The 22701-nt window shown below is 40.9% G+C and carries 24 protein-coding genes; 11 read left to right on the top strand and 13 right to left on the bottom strand.

What is annotated here, in order from left to right:
* Positions 1–11: 11 nt before the first annotated feature.
* Positions 12–467 (bottom strand): pantetheine-phosphate adenylyltransferase, encoded by a 456-nt coding sequence (gene coaD / locus GUA46_RS12450; RefSeq protein WP_176620781.1) that lies wholly within the window; start codon positions 465–467, stop codon positions 12–14.
* A gap of 33 nt (positions 468–500) precedes the next feature.
* Positions 501–1475 (bottom strand): D-alanine--D-alanine ligase, encoded by a 975-nt coding sequence (locus GUA46_RS12445; protein ID WP_176620780.1) that lies wholly within the window; start codon positions 1473–1475, stop codon positions 501–503.
* A 79-nt stretch (positions 1476–1554) separates the two neighbouring features.
* On the opposite strand from GUA46_RS12445, the gene GUA46_RS12440 reads away from it, so the two are divergent.
* The 7 genes from GUA46_RS12440 to GUA46_RS12410 all read left to right on the top strand — a co-directional run bounded on the left by GUA46_RS12440 (position 1555) and on the right by GUA46_RS12410 (position 9568).
* Entirely contained in the window at positions 1555–2142 is a 588-nt protein-coding gene (locus GUA46_RS12440; protein WP_176620779.1) for a PASTA domain-containing protein, read from the top strand.
* A 1-nt stretch (position 2143) separates the two neighbouring features.
* On the top strand, positions 2144–3190 hold the full coding sequence (locus GUA46_RS12435) for an RluA family pseudouridine synthase (RefSeq protein WP_176620778.1): 1047 nt from the start codon (positions 2144–2146) through the stop codon (positions 3188–3190).
* Positions 3191–3278: 88 nt separating this feature from the next.
* Positions 3279–4040 (top strand): peroxide stress protein YaaA, encoded by a 762-nt coding sequence (yaaA, locus tag GUA46_RS12430; RefSeq protein WP_176620777.1) that lies wholly within the window; start codon positions 3279–3281, stop codon positions 4038–4040.
* A gap of 173 nt (positions 4041–4213) precedes the next feature.
* Complete coding sequence (locus tag GUA46_RS12425) at positions 4214–6760, top strand: phosphoenolpyruvate carboxylase (protein ID WP_176620776.1); 2547 nt, start codon at positions 4214–4216, stop codon at positions 6758–6760.
* Between the two features lie 103 nt (positions 6761–6863).
* Positions 6864–8603 carry a RagB/SusD family nutrient uptake outer membrane protein gene (locus GUA46_RS12420; RefSeq protein WP_176620775.1) on the top strand — a complete coding sequence of 580 codons (1740 nt, stop codon included), beginning with the start codon at positions 6864–6866 and terminating at the stop codon, positions 8601–8603.
* Between the two features lie 8 nt (positions 8604–8611).
* The gene (locus GUA46_RS12415) at positions 8612–9301 is read left to right on the top strand and encodes a uracil-DNA glycosylase family protein (protein WP_176620774.1); all 690 of its coding nucleotides are present in this window, start codon (positions 8612–8614) and stop codon (positions 9299–9301) included.
* A gap of 84 nt (positions 9302–9385) precedes the next feature.
* Positions 9386–9568, top strand: a complete 183-nt coding sequence (locus tag GUA46_RS12410; protein WP_108247144.1) for a hypothetical protein — start codon at positions 9386–9388, stop codon at positions 9566–9568.
* A gap of 76 nt (positions 9569–9644) precedes the next feature.
* On the opposite strand, the gene GUA46_RS12405 is transcribed toward GUA46_RS12410, so the two are convergent.
* The 11 genes from GUA46_RS12405 to GUA46_RS12355 all read right to left on the bottom strand — a co-directional run bounded on the left by GUA46_RS12405 (position 9645) and on the right by GUA46_RS12355 (position 19676).
* A complete protein-coding gene (locus GUA46_RS12405; RefSeq protein WP_176620773.1) occupies positions 9645–11141 on the bottom strand; it encodes a M20/M25/M40 family metallo-hydrolase in 1497 nt (498 codons plus the stop codon).
* A gap of 33 nt (positions 11142–11174) precedes the next feature.
* Positions 11175–11936, bottom strand: coding sequence for a tryptophan synthase subunit alpha (gene trpA / locus GUA46_RS12400; RefSeq protein ID WP_176620772.1), 762 nt, complete (start codon positions 11934–11936; stop codon positions 11175–11177).
* Between the two features lie 65 nt (positions 11937–12001).
* A complete protein-coding gene (gene trpB / locus GUA46_RS12395) occupies positions 12002–13186 on the bottom strand; it encodes a tryptophan synthase subunit beta (protein WP_176620771.1) in 1185 nt (394 codons plus the stop codon).
* Positions 13187–13200: 14 nt separating this feature from the next.
* On the bottom strand, positions 13201–13851 hold the full coding sequence (locus GUA46_RS12390) for a phosphoribosylanthranilate isomerase (protein ID WP_176620770.1): 651 nt from the start codon (positions 13849–13851) through the stop codon (positions 13201–13203).
* Positions 13848–14633 (bottom strand): indole-3-glycerol phosphate synthase TrpC, encoded by a 786-nt coding sequence (gene trpC, locus GUA46_RS12385; RefSeq protein WP_176620769.1) that lies wholly within the window; start codon positions 14631–14633, stop codon positions 13848–13850. The genes GUA46_RS12390 and trpC overlap by 4 nt, the downstream gene beginning before the upstream one ends.
* A gap of 67 nt (positions 14634–14700) precedes the next feature.
* Complete coding sequence (gene trpD / locus GUA46_RS12380) at positions 14701–15696, bottom strand: anthranilate phosphoribosyltransferase (protein ID WP_176620768.1); 996 nt, start codon at positions 15694–15696, stop codon at positions 14701–14703.
* A 70-nt stretch (positions 15697–15766) separates the two neighbouring features.
* Positions 15767–16336, bottom strand: coding sequence for an anthranilate synthase component II (locus tag GUA46_RS12375; RefSeq protein WP_176620767.1), 570 nt, complete (start codon positions 16334–16336; stop codon positions 15767–15769).
* Positions 16337–16338: 2 nt separating this feature from the next.
* The gene (locus GUA46_RS12370; protein ID WP_108247136.1) at positions 16339–17736 is read right to left on the bottom strand and encodes an anthranilate synthase component I family protein; all 1398 of its coding nucleotides are present in this window, start codon (positions 17734–17736) and stop codon (positions 16339–16341) included.
* A 242-nt stretch (positions 17737–17978) separates the two neighbouring features.
* A complete protein-coding gene (locus tag GUA46_RS12365; protein WP_176620766.1) occupies positions 17979–18548 on the bottom strand; it encodes a YceI family protein in 570 nt (189 codons plus the stop codon).
* A 41-nt stretch (positions 18549–18589) separates the two neighbouring features.
* Complete coding sequence (locus GUA46_RS12360; protein ID WP_108247134.1) at positions 18590–19222, bottom strand: NAD(P)H-dependent oxidoreductase; 633 nt, start codon at positions 19220–19222, stop codon at positions 18590–18592.
* Positions 19223–19229: 7 nt separating this feature from the next.
* Positions 19230–19676 (bottom strand): MarR family winged helix-turn-helix transcriptional regulator, encoded by a 447-nt coding sequence (locus tag GUA46_RS12355; RefSeq protein WP_176620765.1) that lies wholly within the window; start codon positions 19674–19676, stop codon positions 19230–19232.
* Between the two features lie 133 nt (positions 19677–19809).
* Here GUA46_RS12355 and GUA46_RS12350 point away from each other — a divergent pair, with 133 nt between their 5' ends.
* The 4 genes from GUA46_RS12350 to GUA46_RS12335 all read left to right on the top strand — a co-directional run bounded on the left by GUA46_RS12350 (position 19810) and on the right by GUA46_RS12335 (position 22700).
* The gene (locus GUA46_RS12350) at positions 19810–20364 is read left to right on the top strand and encodes a TlpA family protein disulfide reductase (protein WP_176620764.1); all 555 of its coding nucleotides are present in this window, start codon (positions 19810–19812) and stop codon (positions 20362–20364) included.
* A gap of 6 nt (positions 20365–20370) precedes the next feature.
* Positions 20371–21003, top strand: coding sequence for a thioredoxin family protein (locus GUA46_RS12345; RefSeq protein WP_176620763.1), 633 nt, complete (start codon positions 20371–20373; stop codon positions 21001–21003).
* Positions 21004–21086: 83 nt separating this feature from the next.
* The gene (locus GUA46_RS12340) at positions 21087–21398 is read left to right on the top strand and encodes a rhodanese-like domain-containing protein (protein WP_108247130.1); all 312 of its coding nucleotides are present in this window, start codon (positions 21087–21089) and stop codon (positions 21396–21398) included.
* A 21-nt stretch (positions 21399–21419) separates the two neighbouring features.
* A complete protein-coding gene (locus GUA46_RS12335; protein WP_176620762.1) occupies positions 21420–22700 on the top strand; it encodes a DUF2851 family protein in 1281 nt (426 codons plus the stop codon).
* Position 22701 lies beyond the last annotated feature (1 nt).

Raw genomic sequence — 22701 nt, 5'->3', positions numbered from 1 at the left:
AAAGGAGACGGTTATTTTACTACAACGGTCTCTGGCACCAGACCTGTGTAGTCCCCTCCATTTCTGATTACATCCCGAACTATTGATGAGCTGATGTAAGATTTTCCTGAGGATGTCAATAGAAATACCGTTTCAATCTCCGATAACTTTCTATTGGTGTGTGCAATGGCCTTTTCAAACTCGAAATCCGCTGGATTACGTAGTCCTCTAAGAATAAATGAAGCCTCTATTTTTTTGCAAAAGTCCACCGTCATCCCCTTGTAGGTGGTAACTTTGATTTTAGGTTCGTTCTTAAATGCTTCCTCAATAAACTTTACCCTTTCCTCTAAAGTGAACATGTAATTTTTATCGGCATTGATTCCTATGGCGATAACCAATTCATCAAAAAGGGTAACGCCTCTTTTAATTATATCGTAATGCCCTAAAGTAAGAGGGTCAAAGGAACCGGGGAACAATGCGCGTCTCATGTTGTGGTTTAAAGTTTCTTAAAAATACGGTTTCTATCGCAAAGCTTCAACAATGGCGCTATCAAATAGCTCTCCTAAGCTAATTCCTGCCGTATTTGCCTGCTGCGGAAGAAGGCTTTCCTCGGTTAAGCCCGGGGTTGTATTTATTTCAAGAAGGTGTGGCTCATCACCAATAAAAATGAATTCGCTCCTTGTGTATCCTTTAAGTCCTAAGGTCTTATATATAAATTCGGCAAGTTGCCTTACATTGGATTCCTGCTTTTCCGTAATCCTTGCAGGTGTAATCTCTTGTGATTTGCCCAGGTATTTGGCCTCAAAATCAAAAAAATCGTTCTCCGAGATAATTTCGGTGGCAGGGAGAACCTTTACTTCGTTATTGAAAGTAATCACCCCGACCGAAACTTCCGTACCATCCAAAAAGGATTCTATGATGATCTGTGAATCTTCCTTAAACGCACTTTGTATGGCATCTGCCAATGTTTCCTTGTCATATACCTTTGAGACCCCGTAACTGCTTCCTGCTCGGTTAGCCTTTACAAAACAAGGTAGGCCCACTTTATCCACAATGGTATCTTCATCAATGCTTTGGCCCTTGTTTAAAAAGTAGGAAGTGGCACAAGGGACATTGTAGGGCTTTAATGCACTCAATAAATCTCTCTTATTAAAAGTCAATGCAGCTTCATAATGATTGCAAGAGGTATGCGGCAGTCCAAGAAGTTCAAAATACGCTTGCATAAGGCCATCTTCCCCGGGGGTTCCATGAATCGCATTGAAAACGCAATCAAATTCAATCTTTTTGCCATGTATCTCAACACTAAAATCCGACCTTTCTACAAGGTGCTCCTGCTCCAGTTCATCCAGATAATACCACTTATCTTTAGTGATAACAATTCGGTAGGGGTTGTATTTTTCTTTGTCCAAATATTTGTGCACCACGTTTCCACTTTTGATGGAAATATTGTACTCACTGGAATAGCCGCCCATGATGATGGCAATGTTCTTTTTCATTGTCTTGTAAAATAACGCGAAGCCAAAATAAAGAAAAAAGGGTTGGCTTTCCTATATTTGTTCCGATAAGGTGAACTACATGAAAAATTTTCTCAACTTTTTAAAAAGCAAGACTTTTTTGATTCAACTGGGATTGGCTGTTTTGGCTATTCTAGTGTTGGTATTTATATCTCTACAGTGGCTTAAGAGCACCACCAACCATGGTGAGTTTGTTGAGGTACCGGACTTTTCCAAAATGTCGGTTTCGGAAATGAGAAAGGCCGTTGAAGATGCCGGATTAAGATATCAAGTATTGGATTCGTCCGAATATAATCCAGACTATCCCCGTTTTTCCATATTGGACCAGAATCCGCCTGCGGGCAACAAGGTAAAGTCCAACCGTAAAATTTATTTTACGGTCAATCCATCGGGCTATAAAAAGGTAAGTGTGCCGGATATTATCCAAGTTACGCAACGTAATGCCGCCTCAATGTTAAGAGCGGTTGGTTTGGATGTGGAACGTGTTACCTATATCGATGAACTGGGCAAGGACATGGTATACAATATGAAGCACAAGGGAAAATACCTGAAACCCGGAGACAAATTGCCCAAGACTTCAAAAATTGAGCTGATCTGTGGTAACGGAACCATCCCGGGAAGTGCAAGGGTACAGGCAGAATCCAACTAAGATGGATATTTCGGATAATCAAGAAGATTTTTCTCAGGACGAGCTTTCGCAGGACGACCTCTACGAACATCATAGTTTTATTGCGTCCAAAGGGCAAGAGCCATTGCGTGTGGATAAATTCTTGATGAACTTTATTGAGAATGCTACACGTAACAAGATTCAACAGGCAGCCAAAAAAGGACATATCTGGGTGAATGGCTCCATTGTAAAACAGAATTATAAAGTAAAGGCCGGAGATGAGGTAAAGGTAATGTTCGAACATCCGCCTTACGAGTTTTTACTGACCCCAGAGAACATTCCTTTGGATATTGTTTATGAAGATGATGTGCTATTGGTGGTGAACAAACCCGCTGGCATGGTAGTGCATCCCGGGCACGGAAATTACTCGGGAACCTTGATCAATGCCTTGGTCTATCATTTCGAGAACCTGCCAAACAATAGTTCGGACAGGCCTGGACTTGTCCACCGAATTGATAAGGACACTTCTGGCTTGTTGGTGATTGCCAAAACGGAGATTGCCATGACGCATTTGGCCCAACAATTTTTTGAAAAGACCAGTGAACGTGAATATGTGGCCTTGGTCTGGGGCAATGTAGAGGAAGATGAGGGAACCATTGAAGGGCATATAGCCCGAAACCCTAAAAATCGTTTGCAAATGATGGTCTTTCCCGATGGAAGTGATGGCAAAGAAGCAGTGACCCATTACAAGGTCATCGAACGTTTAGGCTATGTTACATTGGTTTCCTGTAAATTGGAAACAGGTAGGACCCATCAAATTCGGGTGCATATGAAATATATTGGACACACCCTGTTCAATGATGAGCGTTATGGCGGCGATAAAATTCTGAAAGGAACAACTTTTACCAAATACAAGCAGTTTGTGGAAAATGCCTTTAAGGCTTTGCCCCGACAAGCTTTGCATGCCAAAACACTTGGTTTTGAGCATCCGGTTACTGGCAAATTTATGCGATTTGATTCCGAACTTCCTGAGGATATGGTGAACGGAATCGAAAAATGGCGAGGGTATGCCAAACATCACGAATCATAGTTTTCTTCAATCTTTAGATTGAAAACACCATTGGAATGCGCTTCCAAAAAACTAAAATCATCGTTATTTTTACAAAAATTAGAAGAAGATGAAAATTGTGATATCTCCTGCAAAGTCGTTGGATTATGAAACCGCTTTGCCCACATCAAAATATACCCAGCCCGAATTTTTGGAACAAGCGAAAAAACTTAATTCCGTACTCAAAAAGAAAAAGCCGAAAGCGTTGATGGATTTAATGTCCATTTCCGATAAGCTCGCGGACCTGAATTGGGAACGCAATCAAAAATTTGATACACCCTTTACTACGGAAAATGCAAGACCTGCAGTGTATGCGTTCAATGGCGATGTGTACCAAGGATTGGATGCCTACACCATTCCAGAGGACAAGCTGGACCGATTGCAGGATACTCTACGAATTTTGTCTGGTCTGTACGGTGTTTTAAAGCCTTTGGATCTAATGCAACCCTATCGATTGGAAATGGGAACGCAGCTTAAAGTAGGCCGCAAAAAGAACCTGTACGAGTTCTGGAAGAAAGACATTGTTACTTTCTTGAACGACGAACTTAAGGATGATGAACTTTTTGTCAACTTGGCAAGCAACGAGTATTTTAATGCGGTTGATACCAAAGCGCTAAAGGTTCCGGTAATTGCCCCGGTCTTCAAGGATTGGAAAAACGATAAATTGAAGATCATCAGCTTTTTTGCCAAAAAAGCCCGTGGTTCCATGGTGCGTTATATTCTGGATTCGGGAGCGAAAACACTGGACGATATCAAGAATTTTGACTACGATGGATATCTCTATAGTGAAGAACACACGGTAAAGAAAAACGAACCCGTTTTCATCCGATAAAAACTTTGGTAAAATCCGAAGTATTATTTAAGTTATAGTCGATAAGGTGCGTTGTTACGATTAAAGTGCGCATGCCTTAAATTGTGATACACTTAAATTTAACCCAGAGGTTACACATTATTCACGACCTTTGAGTGTTTGACTATTTTTTAACACTAACATAAAACAGATACATGCAGCAAACTAAACGGTTAGAAGAGTTTAAAAAATCAGTAACCAATAAATTCAACATCTACAATAGCCTTTTCCTAAGCTTGCCCTACAAGAATGTGGAAAACGTAGGGATACTTATCCCACTTTTGCTAGATCAGTGCGAAAAGGGATTAAAGGCGGGTAAAGATCCCCAAGAAATTTTGGAGGTATTCTTCTCCAACTTCGTGGATATTCAGGACGAGCGGGAACGTTTGGATTTTATGTTCAGGATTGTTCAATATGTGGAGCGTCAAGTGGTACTTTATGATAGTGTGGAAGATTCCGCATTTCCCAAACTACAGGAATACAGTAGTTCTTTGACCATTCCAGATTATTTTGAGTTGGTGAACCGTACCAAAAATTGGGACAAGGTCTCCAAAAAACTTTCCACCTTTAGTGCACGTATTGTATTAACGGCCCACCCAACGCAATTTTACACGCCAGCAGTTCTAGATATTATTGCCGAACTCCGTTCTTTGATTGATGAAGATAGAATTCATGACATTGATGTGACCCTTCAGCAATTGGGTTTAACATCCTTGATCAATGCCAAAAAACCAACGCCTTTGGATGAGGCGAAAAATATCATCTATATTCTTCGTAACACCTATTATGATGCTGTCGGAGAATTGTATCAATATGTAAAGAGCAATATCCGCGACGAGAAGTTCGAGAACTATAACCTGATGAAACTTGGTTTTTGGCCAGGCGGCGACCGTGATGGAAATCCTTTTGTAACGGCAGACATTACCAAACAAGTGGCCGATGAACTACGATTGACCTTGATGAAGTGCTATTACAACGAATTGAAGAATCTTCGTAAAAAACTCACGTTCAAAAGTATGCAGGAGGATATCAATGCGTTGAGTACCAAACTATATCATGCCATGTTCGACCCTACTGCACCAATTTCCTACGAGGAAATTATTGGGCATTTAAGCGATGTGAGGCAGCAATTGGTTGAATATTATCACGAATTGTATTTGGATGAGTTGGACCAGTTTATAGACAAGGTCCATATTTTTAAAACCCATTTTGCCACGTTGGATATCCGTCAAGACCATAGCAAGCATACCTTGGTGGTGGAATCTGTTCTCAAAAAGAACGGTATCATTAAGGAAAGCTTGGACGAGCTCAAAGAAAAAGAGCTGGTGAAGATGTTGTTGGAGAAAGACTTTAAATTAAATCCAAAGGATTTTGATGATGACATTGTGAAGGACACCATTGTCAACATCCAAAACTTGAAAGCCATTCAAGAGAAGAACGGAGAAGATGGTTGCAACCGATATATCATCAGTAACTCGGAGGATATTTTCTCAGTATTGTTCGTTTTCGGATTGTTCAGATGGTGCGGATGGAACGAGAAGGATATCACTTTCGATATTGTTCCGTTGTTCGAAACCATGAAAGGTATGGATGCTTCCGAAGAAGTGATGCAGACTCTGTTCGATATTCCAAAATACAGACAGCATTTAGAACGAAGAAGAGATATACATACCATAATGCTCGGCTTCTCCGACGGAACAAAAGATGGTGGTTACCTAAAAGCGAACTGGTCCATTTTAAAGACCAAGGAAACACTGAGCAAGGTGTGCAAGAAAAATGGTATCGCAGCCATATTTTTTGATGGTAGGGGAGGCCCACCGGCAAGGGGAGGTGGTAAAACCCACAGATTCTATGCGGCTCAGACCAAGGATGTGGCCAACCACGAGATTCAGTTAACCATCCAAGGGCAGACCATTACCAGTACTTATGGCACCAAAGAGCAGTTTATGCACAATTCCGAGCAGTTGTTGACCGCTGGGTTGAGCAATAACCTATTTGGAAAGGAGCTTACCATTTCCGCTTCGCAAAGGAAGTTGATCGAGGAACTTTCCGAACTCAGTTTTGATAAATACGATGCCCTAAAACAGCACGACAAGTTTATCCCGTATTTGGAAAATAGGAGTACGCTAAAATATTATACCAAAGCTAACATAGGAAGTAGGCCCGGTAAACGTGGTAGCGCAAAACAATTGACACTGGCCGATTTGCGTGCTATCTCCTTCGTAGGGTCTTGGAGCCAACTAAAACAGAATGTGCCCGGGTACTTTGGTTTAGGATCGGCCATACAAAAGCTGAAGGAAGAAGGAAGATTGAACGAGGTGAAGAAACTATACAAAGAGGTTCCTTTCTTTAAGGCATTGATGTTGAACAGTATGATGTCCTTGGCGAAGACCAATTTTGATTTGACCAGTTACATGAAAGAAGACCCTGAGTTTGGTGATTTCTGGAAGATTCTTTATGAAGAATATCAATTGTCCAAAAAGATGCTTCTACAGATTTCCGGACTCAAGATTTTGATGGAAGACGAAGCTGTATCGAGGGAATCCGTAAAAATCAGGGAAAAGATTGTATTGCCGCTATTGGTGATTCAACAAAACGCCTTGTATCACATCACGCAAAATTCCGAGTACAAGGAATTGTACGAGAAAATCGTGACCCGCTCCTTGTACGGAAACATTAATGCGAGTAGAAATTCGGCTTAACTATTTTGAATGCTAGTAGTTTAAGGGTTTATTGCAGAGATTCTTTATTTTGGAAACAATATAATCTCGACCAAAAGATTATTCAACAACAAAACAACCTCTTATGAGAAGAATCTTTTGCTATTTGTCAATTGTATTTGTATTCATTTCATTTTCTTGTTCTGAAAATCAAGGAGATGAATTTGAATCAGAGCAACTAGGTAGTTTGGAAGTAAAAGCAGTCTATGAAAGTGGCACAGCCATCCCCGATGTTACGGTTTCCACAGTTCCCAAAACCGTCGAGAAAATAACAAATGAGATGGGGAAAGTTGTTTTCAACGATATACCGGTTGGAAATTATGAGGTTAATTTAACCCCATCATTTTCAGATGTTGGTGTGACAATCCAAGTAGCGGTGAAAGAAAATCAGGTTGAGGTAGTCGAGGCCATAATGGGACCTGACCCAATTTCTGAAACTCCTGTTGACTTTGATATCCTTTTGAACAATATATATAACCAATTAAAAACAGAGTTTTTATTTGATGCCAATGGTTACTCCCACTATTGGGGAGATATAGGAACGAATATAGCTAGAATAAACCCCAATTCGATGGGCAGATTTGGTGATTTGGATCAGTATTATTTTCAACCAAGTGATTATGTAATAAATGAAGTTTGGTCTGAACATTACAGGGTGATTAGACTTACAAATATTGGTTTGGATGAAATAAAAGGGTTGGATCAGGCCTTGGAAGAAGAAGTCGGTGCCGTTAGATTTGAATCTGAGTTTCGTTTTTTACGCGCACTTTTATATTTCAACTTGGTTAAGCTTTACGGAAATCCTATTTTGGTGACTACAGCCGAGTTTAATTCGGATAATGCACCACCACATGTACAGGGTAGAGAAGATGTATTTGATCAAATTGTAGATGACCTAATATTTGCACAGCAGAATTTATCCTCTGGCTTGGCCAAAGAAAGGGCGTCAAAGGAAGCGGCAACAGCCTTGCTTGGAAAAGTGTATCTAACAATGGCTGGCTTTCCGATGTACCAAACAGATAAATATGCCCTTGCCTTAGAAGAATTGGAGAAGATTGTTGGAGGTTATACATTGGAAGAAAACTATGAAGATGTTTTTTCAATTGAGAATGAAAGCACAAACACCGAGGTTATTTTTAGTATCGCTTTTAATGGCTCCGGAAATTATAGTGTGCCTTGGGGACCGCAGGGCATTTCCTTTAATGACCGTTTGTTGCTGGTTCCTAGCTTTATAAACTCGTTTTTTGAGGAAGGTGACGAGCCCGTCGAACCTGTAATTTTCCCTTTGGTGACAGATAATTCAAGGTTTTATCAAAATATTGCTACGTTTTCGTATGCAAATGGAAACATGATGGATGAAACCTTAATGGAAAATTGGCGGCCATATAAATTTATCAAAGAAGTTGAGGAACCTAGTGTGATGAATCAAGAATCTTTTGATTATCCATATTTGAGAATGGCAGACGTGCATCTAATGATTGCTGAGGCCGAAAATATGTTGAATGGTCCTACAACTAAGGCATATAATGCTTTGAATTTGGTACGAAGAAGGGCTTATGGCGATTTGAACCATGATGCTCAAAATGGATTGAGCCAAGAAGAGTTTTCAAATCTTATTTTAAATGAAAGGCGTTTGGAGTTTTGCTTTGAAGGGCAGTTTAAGGACGACCTTATTAGAATGAATGCCTTGGAAGCAGAAATATTAAATTACAATCAAGATTATCCAGAGTTGGCAAGGGACTTTCAAAGCCATGAATATATATGGCCTATACCACAATCTGAAACAAATTTTAACCCGAATGTTGTTCAAAATGAAGGATATTAAATAAAATTTTGGGCTCAAAACTTTTCAAGCATACGCACCCCTATAAACCCTTTTTGTTAGAGGAGGCCTCCAAGTTAATTGTGGGGACCTTGCCTCCCCCTCGCTTTACAACGGGGGAGTTAAAACCTCAGGACGTAGATTTTTGTTATGGAAGTTGCAATGGACAATTGTGGCCCATTTTGGATAGGATATTCGATTTGGGATTAAAATATGAAACCACCCAAGAAGCCGTGGAGCAGCGCAAGCAATTTTTGAGAGAACATAAAATCGGGGTCTGTGATATTGTGGAGAGCGCCGAACGTGAAAAAATTGATGCCTCCGATTTGGGTATGCAAAACGTTGTACTTCGGGATTTGGTCGGTCACTTGAAGAAATATCCCAATATCAAAACACTATTGTTCACTGGCGGAAACAGTAAAAATGGTCCAGAATATTTTTTTAGAAGACAGTTAAAGGAGTATGGGCTAAAACTAAAAGTAGTGTCCAACGAAGTCCCTAGGATTCATCATTTGGAGTTGCCGTTCACCTCAAATGGTGCACAGAAAACAAGAACGGTTAAAACGGTTTCTCTCACGGCTCCTTCTGGTGCTGCAAACCGGGCAGTGGGAAGCTTACAGGCTTATAAAAACCTTAAAAGTGAAAACCCAGATTTCAACACAGTAGATTTTAGGGTAATGCAATACAGCGAATTCTTCTAAATTTTCGATGTACTACTTCAACATTTACGTCCATTTTTACGTTCTACCCGTAGATATATAGATCTATAAACTAAAAATTGAATTATGAAATCAATTAGTAAAATTGTGGGAGTTGTTTTTGCGGTTCTTATGTTCGGGTCTTGTTCCGCGCATAGAAGCGCAGGTAAAAGTGCCACGGCTCCAGGGCAAGTAAAAAAGATTACAGGTGCAAAAAGTGCAAAAGCCTATGCTCCTGGACAACAAAATAAAAAAGGCAATAAGCACTGATTATTGCTCAGCATAACCCCAAAAAAGCCTCGAATTTTCGAGGCTTTTTTTATTTCAGGATATGTTCTGTTATTCTTTATTCCATTTTGGAAGATAGGATGCTATAGAATGTTTTGATTCCATATGCCAATTGACCAATCTTAATATTTTCGTTGGGACTGTGTTGGTTGTTGTCAGGATTGACAACAGGTACAATAAAGGCCGGGATTTTTAATTCATTGATAAAGGGGGCAATAGGTACTGTACCGCCCATAGTTCTAATTTGAATAACTTCCTCTCCAAAACTTTGGTTCAAGGTTTTTACAATGAACTCACCATAAGGGTTGTTCAACTCGGTACGGAAAGCATCCGTAACGCTGCCCTCTTCAACCGTAATTATTTTATTGAACTGCATGCGCTCGTCTTTCGAGGGAACATGGTTCAATACTTTGTATCCTTGCTTGGTAATATGGTCTTTCACCAATTTTTTTAATCGGTTGCCATCACTTTCGACTACCAACCTCAAATCCAGTTCTGCCGTGGCACTTTCGGGAACAATGGTTCGTGCTTTGTCGCCCACCCAGCCCGAACTCAATCCACGAATATTTAGCGAAGGATATTGTAGGGCCTCTTGATAAAAACTGCCCACTTTTTCAGCGGTTTTAAACTGAAGTTTTTCTGCAATGGTCTCATCACTATCAGGAACACTTTTTAATATGGAATCGGTTTTTGGATTGATGGAAATACCGTCATAATAACCAGGAATGATGACCCTTCCTTCGTCATCCTTCATAGTGGCCAATAACTTTGACAATTGAAAACCGGGATTTGGCGCATAATTGCCATAATGACCGCTGTGTTGTGGTTTTATAGGCCCATAGGTCGTCAATGTCAATGTGGTGATGCCACGACATCCATATACAACGGTTGGTTTTTCAGAAGCATGTACCGGCCCGTCCACGATCATTAAAAAATCTGATTCCAATAGTTCCCGATACTGTTTGACCGCTGCGGGCAATGGTCTGCTGCTCTTTTCTTCCTCACTGTCCAAAATTACCTTTAGATTGAATGGGACTTCTTTACCATCGATTTTTAAAAGGTCAATGGCGTTCAAGAGCATAACGATGGGAGATTTATCATCCGAGGTAGACCTGCCGAACAAACGCCAATCATAATTAATGTCATCATCCATTTGATCAAAGGAAACAGTTTCGAACCCTCCATCGGTAGGTTTTTTAAGTACTACTTGATAAGGGTCTGGCTGGTCCCATTTGCTGGGATCCACGGATTGCCCATCAAAATGCATATAAATAAGTACTGTTGGTTTATTGGCGTTCATGGGCATTGCGGCAAAGAACAACGGGAGTCCTTCGGTATCCAAAACCGCAGTATTGAAACCGCGATCTCCAAACTTGCGCTTTAACCACATAATGTTACGGTCAATATCGGCAGCATCCAAGGCATCATTGGGAATGGCGATGAATTCCCGGATTTCGTTGATGGCGTCTGCCACTTGAGATTTTATGGCCACATCGTCTTGTGAAAAAACGGAAAAGGTGAGACAAAGGGAAAGGAGGGACAGCGCTTTTTTCATGGAATGGATCATCTTGGTTTTAAAAGCTGAAATTTAACGAATTTGCTTCACAAAAGCACCAATGTTATCCACTCCGTTAGCTGTTAAATATTTTATGAAAGCTGAACCTATTATAGCTCCTTTTGCGCTCTTTGTCGCTTGATCAAAAGTATCGGAGTTGCTTATTCCAAACCCCACGATTTGAGGGTTTTTCAAGTTCATCTTGGCAATGCGCTCAAAATAGTCCGACTGCTCAGTACCGAAACCTTGTTTTGCACCCGTAGTGCTTGCCGAGCTTACCATGTAAATAAAACCTTCCGAAGCATCATCAATGGCCTTGATACGCTCATCGCTGGTTTGTGGGGTGATCAGGAAAACGTTGATCAGACCATGTTTGTCAAACGTAGTTTTGTATTCTTCCTTGTAGACATCCAATGGTAGATCCGGTAGAATGAGTCCATCAATTCCGATTTCCTCACATCGGGAACAAAATTCTTCAACCCCATATTGAAGCACGGGGTTAAAGTAGCCCATGAGAATCAATGGGATGGAAACCGTTTTGCGGATGTCCTTGAGCTGTTCGAAGAGCAAGGCGGTGTTCATTCCGTTGTTGAGCGCTGCTGTGGAGCTTTCCTGAATGGTAGGGCCATCGGCCAGAGGATCGCTGAAGGGTAATCCGATTTCAATAAGGTCCACACCGCTTTTCTCCAAATCTTGGATGATTTTTACGGTGTCATCCAAATTGGGATAACCTGCTGAAAAGTATATGGAAAGGATTTTTTTGTCCTCCTGTAATTTTTGTTTGATTCTGTTCATAAATCAAGATTTGAGATGTGAGATATGAGAATTGGGACCGGGGCCCTCTATTTGATATCTGTCATCTATAATTTAAAATAATCAATATAATTCTGTAGATCTTTATCGCCGCGGCCAGATAGGTTGACCACCACCACATCGTCGGGATTGAATTTTCTGTCCTCAAAAATGGCCAGTGCATGTGATGACTCAATAGCGGGGATTATCCCTTCCAATTTGCAGAGCTCCAAGCCTGCTTTCATGGCACCATCATCGGTAATGGAAATAAATTCACCTCGGCCCGAAGCATACAAATGGGCGTGCATGGGACCAACCCCCGGGTAGTCCAACCCTGCGGAGATGGAATAGGGCTCGGTAATCTGCCCGTCCCGGGTCTGCATCAGCAAGGTTTTACTGCCATGGATGATCCCTATTTTGCCCAAGGCGGATGTCGCGGCACTTTCTCCGGAGTCAATGCCTTTACCTGCTGCCTCTACCGCGATAATTCCGACCTTGGGAGTGTCCAAATAATGATAAAATGCACCTGCGGCATTGCTGCCACCGCCCACACAGGCGACTACATAATTCGGGTTTTCCCTTCCTTCCTTTTCTTTGAGCTGGCTCTTGATCTCTTGGGATATTACCGATTGAAAACGGGCGACCATCTCCGGATAGGGATGTGGGCCCACTACCGAACCAATAATGTAATGCGTATCAACAGGGTTGTTGATCCAATCACGTATGGCCTCGTTTGTGGCATCTTTTAAAGTCTTACTGCCAGATTTTGCAGGTCTCACCTCTGCGCCCAACATTTTCATACGGGCCACGTTGGGTGCTTGTCGGGCAATATCAATTTCACCCATGTATACCACACACTGTATGCCCATTAAAGCACATACGGTAGCTGTTGCCACTCCATGCTGTCCGGCCCCGGTTTCGGCGATGATCCGGTTCTTTCCCAATTTTTTGGCCATGAGTATTTGCCCAATGGTATTGTTGACCTTGTGCGCTCCGGTGTGGCATAGATCTTCCCTTTTTAGATAGATCTTGGTGTTGTATTTTTCGGAAAGCCGTTTGGCAAAATAGAGCGGGGTGGGACGACCGACATAATCCTTCAGCAATTGATTGAATTCTTCTTTAAATGAAGGTTCTTCCATGATGCTGAGGTAGTTTTGTCGAAGTTCTTCACAATTGGGATAGAGCATCTCCGGGATAAAAGCTCCCCCGAACTCACCATAGTAACCCCGTTCATCGGCATGATAGCTTTTCATTGGTGTTCAGTTTATTAGTTGCGAATGCTGTTTAGCGATTCGATAAATGTTTTTAAATCTTCTATATTCTTGAGCCCTGGTGCCGATTCAAACTTACTGTTCACATCCACCGCATAACAATTCTTTGAGGCCGGACTGCTTAAAAACTCCTGTAAACCTTGGATGGATTCCAATCCGATGCCACCACTTAAAAAGTAGGGCTTTTGGGACGGATACCTTTCAAGAACGGACCAATCAAATGTATAGCCATTGCCGCCAGGTAGTTTCCCCTTGGTATCGAAAAGATAAAAGTCACATACCTCTTCGTAGGGTTCCAATACCCCAAAATCAAAATCATCTTTGATGGAAAACACTTTGATGATGTCCAGATTTCTAGACTGCGCCCGAAATGACGGAAAGCTATTTTTTAATTCTTGACAGTACTCGGCACTTTCCTTCCCATGAAGCTGTATGGCATCCAATTGATATTTGGGCACTTTTTCCAAAACATATCCTTGGTCCGCATCCACGAATACCCCTACTTTTTTGATTTGACTGGGGATTATTGGCATGTCACCGCTACAATAACGGGCCGAGGGTTCCCAAAAGATAAACCCTAAATAATCCGGTTGCAATTCGGCAACTTCGGATGGATTATGGTTCATGCCGCAAATCTTTAGTTTCATTGTTCCAATCTATTTATAAATTCCGCCGCGTTTTTTCCAGGTGCATCAGTTTTCATGAAATTTTCACCGATCAAAAATCCTTGATAGCCAAATTCCTTTAAATCCCTAATAGCCCCAATAGAACTTATGCCGCTTTCAGAAACTTTTACAAATTCATCTGGGATATCCTGGGATAAGGTCCTACTTATATCCAAATCCACTTCGAACGATTTTAGGTTACGGTTGTTGACCCCCAACATGTCCAAACTGGGCATCAATGATTTTTCCAATTCCTCCTTATTGTGTACTTCCAAAAGCACATCCAGTCCCAACCCTTTTGCCAGTTCGGACAGTATTTTTATTTCATCCCTTCTCAAAATTGCCGCAATCAATAAAATAACATCTGCTCCATAGGCTTTGGCTTCCACAATTTGATATTCATCTATGATGAATTCTTTACGTAAGATGGGCATATTGGTAGAGGCCCTTGCCAGCAAAAGATCGTCCAAGGATCCCCCAAAGTATTTGCCGTCCGTTAGTACCGACATGCCACATGCGCCTGCATCTGCATAGCCCTTGGCTACATCTTGTACACTCAAACTTTGATTGATAACGGATTTTGAGGGAGACCGTCTTTTATGTTCCGCAATGATTCCCGAACTGCTTTTGCGCAATACTTCGGCAAGTGAAATGGATGTACGCTCCATCATCACCGAAGCTTCCAATTGGGCCTGTGTGATGAGCGATTTTTTTAAATCGACTTCTATGCGTTTGTCCGCTACTATTTTATCTAAGATGTTCATTTCTTTATTGTGATTGGGAACATGTCGATTTATCTCAAAAAATCTTCCGACTTCACTCGAGATAACACTAGTTCCGACTTAATTCTTGTAATTTTTTCAATGCTGTCAACCCTTTGCCGTTGAGTAATGACTCTTTAGCTTTTTCAAAACCTTCTTTTGGGGTAATGCTTTTTACCGTTGCAATGGCTATTCCTGCATTGGCACAGACCACGTTGTTTTGGGCCTCGGTACCTTTTCCTTGTAAAATATTCATAAATATTTGGGCGGACTCCGCTATGTCATTACCTCCAACAATGTCCTGTTGCGAGACTTTTTCTACGCCAAAATCAATAGGTGCCAGCATAGCTTCGGTATGGTTGGAAATGGTTTTGGTATCACCGGTCAATGATATTTCATCATAGCCGTCCAAGGCATTTAAAATAGTGAATTTCTTATCAGTATTCTGATACAGATACGCATACATTCTGGCTAGTTCCAAATTATAAACCCCTACCATTTGGTTTTTGGGGAATGCTGGATTCACCATGGGCCCCAACATATTAAAGAATGTCTTTACCGCTAATTCCCTTCTGATAGGTGCTACGTTTTTCATGGCTGGGTGGAACAGTGGGGCATGAAGCACGCAAATTCCAGCCTCCTCGATGGTCTTTTTTAGAAAATCAGCATCATTACTGAATTTAATGCCTAGGAATTCCATCACGTTGCTACTTCCACATTTGGATGAAACGCCGTAGTTCCCATGTTTTGTCACGTTTATACCGGCTCCGGCCGTCACAAACGATGCCAACGTTGAAATGTTGAAGGTGTCCTTGCCATCCCCACCAGTTCCGCAAAGGTCAATCGGATCATAATCGGCAAGGTCGACTGCCAAGCAGAGTTCCAATAGGGCATCACGGAAACCCTCAAGCTCTTCTATGGTTACGCTACGCATCATGTAGACCGTTAGGAATGCGGCAATTTGCGAGGTGTTGTAATCCCCGTTGGCAATGTTTACCAAAATTTGTTTGGCCTCTTGCTTGGGGAGAATTTCGTGATTAATAAGTTTATTTAAAGTCGCTTTCATTTCTATTAGTATTTAGATGTGAGTAGTGAGATTTTATCATTTCTCCATACTAGATTCTCGTATCTAGAATCTATCTACTTTCCAACCAATTTTTCAGCATTTGTTTTCCTTCAGGGGTCAATACGGATTCTGGGTGGAACTGTACTGCCGTAACATTATATTCTTTATGTCTGAGCGACATTATTTGTCCATTTTCATCAACTGCCGTAGTTTCTAAAACGTCCGGTAAATTGGTGTCCACTACCCACGAATGATATCTGCCCACTTGGAGCGTTTTTGGCATTCCATTATAAATAGGGTCCTCTTGGATCACAGAAATAGTAGTGTCCACCCCATGATACACTTGGTCAAGGTTGATTAGCGTTCCGCCGAATACCTCACCAATGGCCTGTAGTCCCAAACACACCCCGAACATTTTTTTTGTTGGTGCATACGTTTTGATGATTTCCTTTAAAAGTCCAGCTTCATCTGGAATGCCGGGACCTGGGGAAAGCACAATGTATTCGAATGGTTCTACTTCGTCCAAGGTGAGTTGGTCGTTCCGTTTTACGATTACCTCGCAATCCAAATCTTCTAGATAGTGTACCAAATTGTAGGTGAAACTATCGTAATTGTCAATCATTAAAATCTTTCTTCCCATGGTTAGATCGTTTCGGCAATTTCCAGTGCTTTTTTCAATGCACCCAATTTGTTGTAGGTTTCCTGTAGCTCATCATCCGGATTGGAGGCGGCCACCAGACCAGCTCCTGCTTGGTAATATAATTCGTGGTTTTTGCTGAGGAATGTGCGGATCATGATGGCATGGTTAAAATTACCTTCAAAATCCATGAACCCGATGGCACCACCGTAATATGACCGGCTTGTTTTTTCATATTTCTCGATCAATTGCATGGCCATATGTTTGGGCGCTCCGCTCAAGGTTCCTGCAGGGAAGGTATCAGCGACCACTTTCATGGTGGTGCTTTCCTCTTTCTTTTGCCCGGTTACTTTGGAAACCAAGTGAATTACGTGCGAGAAATACTGCACTTCTCTATAGGTTTCCACATTAACTGTGTTTCCGTTTCGGCTCAAATCGTTTCGGGCCAAATCTACGAGCATTACATGTTCGCTATTTTCTTTTTCGTCCTGAGCCAGTTTTTTTGCCAGTTCGGCATCTTTCTCGTCGTTTCCAGTACGCTTGTATGTTCCGGCTATCGGATGAATTTCGGCTTTACCTTCTTTAACAATAAGTTGCGCTTCCGGTGAGCTACCGAATATTTTAAAGTTCCCGTAATCAAAATAGAAGAGGTAAGGGGAGGGGTTGATGGAGCGAAGTGCCCTATACACATTAAATTCATCACCTTTAAATTTTTGTTTGAACCGTCGGGAAAGGACCAACTGGAATACATCTCCTCGTTTACAATGCTTTTTTGCCAACTCTACTTGTTCCTTGTACTCCTCATCCTTTAAATTGGATTCTGGCTTACCTTCTTTGTTGAAGTTGTAAGATGAAAAGGTGCGTACATTAAAGAGTTGCTCTATTTCATCAACATTGCTCTCGCAATCATAACAATGGGCAAATAGGTATGCCTCGTTCTTAAAATGATTGATGGCAATGATATTTTGGTACACAGCATAGTAAATGTCCGGAATGTCCACAGAATCCTCCTTTTTCGAAATCTTTACGTCTTCAAAATAGCGGACGGCATCGTAGGCCATATATCCGAACAATCCGTTGTAGATGAATTTGAAACCGTTTTGGGTGGTCTCGAACTGTTTGCTGAAATTATGGATGACTTGTGTTACATCCGTCTCTGCAGTAATATCGGTCACTTTTTTAGAGCCATCAGGAAAACTCTCCGTAATGGTTTCGTTCGCCACCTTTATGGATGCAATGGGGTTGCAACAGATATATGAAAAACTGTTGTCGTTGGCGTGGTAATCGCTACTTTCCAGTAGGATGCTGTTCGGGAATTTGTCCCTTACCTTAAGGTAAACGCTCACGGGGGTAATGGTGTCCGCGAGTATTTTTTTGTAATGCGTGGTTAGCGTGTAACTCATTTTGGTACTTATATAAATTAAAAAAGGCCTGTCGTGATGACAAGCCTCTTGTATGGTTATAATGGGGACTTAACTCACGACGTTTGACATAAGTTGTTCCACCACCAGTTATTTGCTATTCTGTTGTTCATTGCCTCAAATATAGGGAGGAATTTTTAACGGCACAACAATGTTTTGTTTAAAATAAAAATCCCGCCCTAGAATTTCTCGGACGGGATTTCCACACACTAAACAGGAGCTGATTACATCTGTAGATCAACTACCAAATCAAACTCGTCATAAATTAATTTGTCCTTGGCTGTTCCAATGATTCCTGATCCGTATTTTACATCGTATTTGGTTCTGTCAACTTTCAATGAAGCAGTTGCTTTATCCCCATACACGGAAACTTCAAAGGTTACAGGCTCGGTAGTACCTTTAATGGTAAGGTCGCCAGTTACGTTGTAAGAATTTTTTCCAGTAGACTTTACTTTAGTGAAAACTAATTTGGCGGTAGGGTGGTTGGCAGTTCCGAAGAAATCATCAGATTTCAAGTGACCATCCAACTGACCTTTGTAATCACCTTCCAAATCGGTTGTGTTGATGCTGGTCATATCTACAACAAACTCTCCGCCTACCAACTTTTCACCATCAAATTCCAAAGCACCGGATTTAAGGCTGATGGTACCTTCGTGCGAACCTCCGACTTTGTAACCTTTCCAGGTTACTTGGCTTTCAGAAGTTTTTACTTCTTTGGTTTCTTTAACCGGGTTTGCATTTGCTGAGGTACCTAATACGGTTACCAACGTTAAGCTTAGAATTGTCTTTTTCATGATTGTTTTAATTTCTGTTTTTAATTGTTAAGGGTTCAATATTATATTAGGGTAAATAATTCTTCTGTTGATTTTCTAACCTTGGCGTAGTGTTGGGTTTCGTCCTTTTCGGAACGGTATCCTATGGCCAATACTACTGCAGCGTTGAGGTTTTTATCCTCAAGCCCCAAAATTTCATTGTATTTTTCGGATTCAAAACCTTCCATGGGACAGGTGTCAATTTTTAATTCCGCAGCGGCCTGCATCAAATTACCGAAGGCAATGTAAGCCTGTTTAGCTGTCCAACTATCTTTGGTTTCGAGAGGCAGGTCTATCAACTTGGACTTCATAAAATCGGCATATCCCCTCAATCCTTCTTCAGGGATATTTCTGGTTTGGCTCACATTGGCCACGTAATCATCGACCAATTCTTCACCAAAGTCCGTTGCATTTGCAAAAACGATTATATGCGATGCATCCGTAATTTGAGACTGATTCCAAGATGCCGGTTTTAACTGCTCTTTTGTTTCTTGATTTGAAATTACCAATATATGATAAGGTTGTAATCCATACGAAGAGGCGCTCAGGCGTGTTGCCTCTATCAGGGTTTCCAGGTCTTCGTCCGATACCTTTTTCGTGGCGTCAAATTTTTTGGTGGCGTAGCGCCAAGTTCTATGTTCAATTACTGTACTCATGCTTTATTTAAAATTTATCTAATAAGTCATTTAGTTTCTCTAAATCGTTCTGATTGAAATTCTTGTAAATCGTTTTGTGCGCTTCAAGTAATGCTTCGTCCATCTGTTCCAAAGCCTTGAGGCCGTCATCCGTAATCATAATCTCAACTTTTCTTCGATTGGATGGGCATACACAACGGTTTACAAGCCCCTTGTTCAAAAGCTTATCCACCAATCTTGTTGTATTGCTCATTTTGGTGACCATTCTTTCATTTAGCGTGGATAGATTGGCGGGTTTGCCTTGTTGTCCGCGTAAAATGCGCAGCACATTGAATTGTTGTAGGGATACCTCAAAAGGTTTAAGCGCAGAATGCATAACTTCAATAATCTTGTTATGAACCAACTGCATATGAATCAGAGTCCTGGGTTCCAATGGAATCTTTTTTGAGGTTTTTATAATTTCTTCAACATTCATGTACAAACAATATTTGTATATACAAATGTATGTTGATTTGGACATTGAATCCAAATTTCTGATAGATAAATTTTTGTTAAAGACTGGAATATGGCATGGGTAGTGCGTATTTTTAAGTTGTAAAATTCAGGTAATGAACAGGTTATTGTTGATTTCGTTGGTGATGTCAATTGTTTTCGGGTGCGCTGAAAAGAAGAAAGCGGATAGTGGTAAATCCGAGATTGTTGAGAATGAAATGGTTGCGAAGGATGGTGATGGGCAGAATGATATTCCCTTTCCCATATATGATTTTGATGGTTTTGAACCATTGCTACATAATAATGATGGCAAAACCTATGTTATAAATTTCTGGGCCACTTGGTGCAAACCTTGTTTAGAGGAGATGCCACATTTTGAGCGAATCAATTCGGAATATGATGGGAAAAATGTAGAAGTGGTTTTGGTGAGTTTGGATATGCCCAATATGTGGAAGAGCCGTTTGGAACCCTATGTGATGAAAAATAAAATACAATCCCAAGTGGTGATATTGGACGATCCCAAACAGAATGATTGGATACCCAAAGTCTCAGAGGAGTGGGGCGGTGGTATTCCAGCTACCTTAATATATAATAAGGACAAACGAACTTTTTACGAGCGTGGGTTCACGTACGAGGAACTTAATAATGAGTTGAAAACATTTATAAACTGATGTGCTATGAAAAAAATCAGAATTTTAGGATGGTCTGCTTTGCTATTGATTTTTGTGGCATCTTTTGCCGTGGGATTCAAAGTGGCGGCCGAACATAATTTGGATGATGGGTACGAAATTGGTGATTTGGCCGATGATTTCGAATTAAAAAATGTAGATGGGACCATGGTGTCCTTGTCGGATTATGAAAGCGCCAAAGGCTTTTTGGTAATCTTCACCTGTAATACTTGTCCCTATGCCCAAGCCTATGAGGATAGGGTAATTGCACTGGATGCCAAATACAAACCACAGGGTGTACCTGTAATTGCCATTAATCCGAACGATCCAAGCGTTAAATCAGGTGATAGTTTTGCTAAAATGATAGAGCGTGCCGATAAAAAAGGTTTCACTTTTCCGTACCTCTTGGACGAGGGCCAAAAAGTCTATCCGAAATATGGCGCTACGCGCACCCCGCACGTTTTTCTTTTGGAGAAAACGGCTATAGGGAATGTAGTAAGGTATATAGGAGCTATTGACGACAATTATCAGAATGCATCACAGGTAGAAAAACCCTTCGTGGAAAATGCGGTTAATGCAATGTTGGCAGGAAATGAAATCAATCCAAAAACAACGAAAGCCATTGGATGTGGTATTAAATAAACTATCTCCACATAAAGAATTTATAAATCCGAAGCATTATTACTTCGGATTTTTATTTTTGTATCAATCTAAATAGAAAAATAATGTCAGATCTATCACAAGAAGAATGGGCGGAACAATTGGAAAACGACAACAACGCCTTTATTTTGGATGTACGAACTCCCGAAGAAGTTGAAGAAGGATATATTCCAGGTTCCACGAACATCGATATTTATTTGGGACAAGAATTTGTCGATGAATTGGAAAAACTGGACAAGTCCAAAAACTATTATGTTTATTGTAGATCGGGAAACCGAAGCGGTCAGGCCTGTGCCATAATGAACAGCCTCGGGTTCGAAAATGCTTATAACCTGGAAGGCGGTTTTATGAACTGGGACGGCGATGTAGAAGAGTAAATCTCCATTTATCCCAAATCAATGCGAGAAGACCTACTTTATTTTATTTGGAAGCACAACAAGCTTCCAACGGAAAACCTGCGTACGGGTAACGGTGAACCTATTCAGGTTAAGGCTCTGGGAACCCAAAACAGTTTGGCCGGCCCGGACTTTTTCAATGCCAAGGTCGAAATCGACGGGCAGCTCTGGGCCGGGAACGTGGAAATGCACATCAAATCCTCCGATTGGTATGTGCACCATCACGAAACGGATGAAAATTATAACAATGTCATTCTCCACGTAGTCTGGGAGGATGACATTGCTGTTTTTAGGAAAGATGGTTCTCAAATTCCTGCCTTGGAAGTGAAGCATTACGTGTCTGGCAAGTTGTTGGAAGGTTATCGGAACTTAATGGACAATTCCCGAATAAATTTTATCAACTGCGAAAAGGATTTGAGGTCAGTAGACTCCTTTTTGGTGGAAAACTGGTTACATCGATTATATATTGAGCGGCTTGAACATAAATCCGAGTTGATATTTAACCTTTTACAGTCCTCTAAAAATGATTGGGAAGCAGTGTTGTTTATACTCTTGGCCAAGAATTTTGGTTCCAAGGTAAATGGGCAATATTTTTTAGACCGTGCGCGACGGTTGGATTTTTCAATCGTCAGAAAAACTGTCAACGAGCCCTTACAGTTGGAAGCTTTGCTTTTTGGTCAATTTGGTCTTTTGAACGTGGAAGAATGTTCCGATTCCTATTTTTTGCAACTTCAAAAGGAATATAACTACCTCGTCCATAAATTTGATTTGAACGAGCCATCATCAAAACCTGATTTCTTTGGATTACGCCCAATGAATTTTCCAACCGTTCGAGTCTCGCAATTGGTCAACCTGTATTTGAAAAACCACAATCTCTTTTCCAGATTGATGGAATTGAACCCTTTGGAATCTATTTATCAAATGTTTGAAATTGGTGCTGGAAAATATTGGGAAGACCATTATACCTTTGGTAAGGCTTCTAAAAAGAGTACAAAAAAACTGTCCAAAAAGTTTATCGACCTTGTTGTCATCAATACGTTGGTGCCCATCAAATTCTGTTATGCCAAACATACTGGGAGGGATTGGAACGATGAGTTGATTTCATTAATGTCCCAATTGGGGGGAGAGGACAATTCCATTATCAAAAATTTTGACAAAATGGGACCGAAAACTCAAAATGCATTGGAGAGTCAAGCAAAATTGGAATTATATACAAATTACTGCGTTAAAAATAAATGCATGCAATGCGTGATTGGTGCACAATTATTAAATAGAAATACATAAT

The organism is Flagellimonas chongwuensis (assembly GCF_013376415.1).
Classification (GTDB): Bacteria; Bacteroidota; Bacteroidia; order Flavobacteriales; family Flavobacteriaceae; genus Flagellimonas; species Flagellimonas chongwuensis.
The sequence above is the reverse complement of the archived record's forward strand: the minus strand, read 5'-3'. Positions and strand labels throughout refer to the sequence as shown.

Bases quoted from the DNA above. Each gene is read 5' to 3' on its own strand.
- GUA46_RS12420 (WP_176620775.1), top strand. From the start codon at position 6,864: ATGAGAAGAATCTTTTGCTATTTGTCAATTGTATTTGTATTCATTTCA.
- GUA46_RS12425 (WP_176620776.1), top strand. From the start codon at position 4,214: ATGCAGCAAACTAAACGGTTAGAAGAGTTTAAAAAATCAGTAACCAAT.
- GUA46_RS12390 (WP_176620770.1), bottom strand. From the start codon at position 13,851: ATGAAACTAAAGATTTGCGGCATGAACCATAATCCATCCGAAGTTGCC.
- coaD (WP_176620781.1), bottom strand. From the start codon at position 467: ATGAGACGCGCATTGTTCCCCGGTTCCTTTGACCCTCTTACTTTAGGG.
- GUA46_RS12355 (WP_176620765.1), bottom strand. From the start codon at position 19,676: ATGAATGTTGAAGAAATTATAAAAACCTCAAAAAAGATTCCATTGGAA.
- GUA46_RS12350 (WP_176620764.1), top strand. From the start codon at position 19,810: ATGAACAGGTTATTGTTGATTTCGTTGGTGATGTCAATTGTTTTCGGG.
- GUA46_RS12365 (WP_176620766.1), bottom strand. From the start codon at position 18,548: ATGAAAAAGACAATTCTAAGCTTAACGTTGGTAACCGTATTAGGTACC.
- GUA46_RS12370 (WP_108247136.1), bottom strand. From the start codon at position 17,736: ATGAGTTACACGCTAACCACGCATTACAAAAAAATACTCGCGGACACC.
- trpC (WP_176620769.1), bottom strand. From the start codon at position 14,633: ATGAACATCTTAGATAAAATAGTAGCGGACAAACGCATAGAAGTCGAT.
- trpB (WP_176620771.1), bottom strand. From the start codon at position 13,186: ATGAAAAGCTATCATGCCGATGAACGGGGTTACTATGGTGAGTTCGGG.
- GUA46_RS12405 (WP_176620773.1), bottom strand. From the start codon at position 11,141: ATGAAAAAAGCGCTGTCCCTCCTTTCCCTTTGTCTCACCTTTTCCGTT.
- GUA46_RS12410 (WP_108247144.1), top strand. From the start codon at position 9,386: ATGAAATCAATTAGTAAAATTGTGGGAGTTGTTTTTGCGGTTCTTATG.
- GUA46_RS12440 (WP_176620779.1), top strand. From the start codon at position 1,555: ATGAAAAATTTTCTCAACTTTTTAAAAAGCAAGACTTTTTTGATTCAA.
- GUA46_RS12360 (WP_108247134.1), bottom strand. From the start codon at position 19,222: ATGAGTACAGTAATTGAACATAGAACTTGGCGCTACGCCACCAAAAAA.
- trpD (WP_176620768.1), bottom strand. From the start codon at position 15,696: ATGAAAGCGACTTTAAATAAACTTATTAATCACGAAATTCTCCCCAAG.
- GUA46_RS12345 (WP_176620763.1), top strand. From the start codon at position 20,371: ATGAAAAAAATCAGAATTTTAGGATGGTCTGCTTTGCTATTGATTTTT.
- trpA (WP_176620772.1), bottom strand. From the start codon at position 11,936: ATGAACAGAATCAAACAAAAATTACAGGAGGACAAAAAAATCCTTTCC.
- yaaA (WP_176620777.1), top strand. From the start codon at position 3,279: ATGAAAATTGTGATATCTCCTGCAAAGTCGTTGGATTATGAAACCGCT.
- GUA46_RS12445 (WP_176620780.1), bottom strand. From the start codon at position 1,475: ATGAAAAAGAACATTGCCATCATCATGGGCGGCTATTCCAGTGAGTAC.
- GUA46_RS12335 (WP_176620762.1), top strand. From the start codon at position 21,420: ATGCGAGAAGACCTACTTTATTTTATTTGGAAGCACAACAAGCTTCCA.
- GUA46_RS12340 (WP_108247130.1), top strand. From the start codon at position 21,087: ATGTCAGATCTATCACAAGAAGAATGGGCGGAACAATTGGAAAACGAC.
- GUA46_RS12375 (WP_176620767.1), bottom strand. From the start codon at position 16,336: ATGGGAAGAAAGATTTTAATGATTGACAATTACGATAGTTTCACCTAC.
- GUA46_RS12435 (WP_176620778.1), top strand. From the start codon at position 2,144: ATGGATATTTCGGATAATCAAGAAGATTTTTCTCAGGACGAGCTTTCG.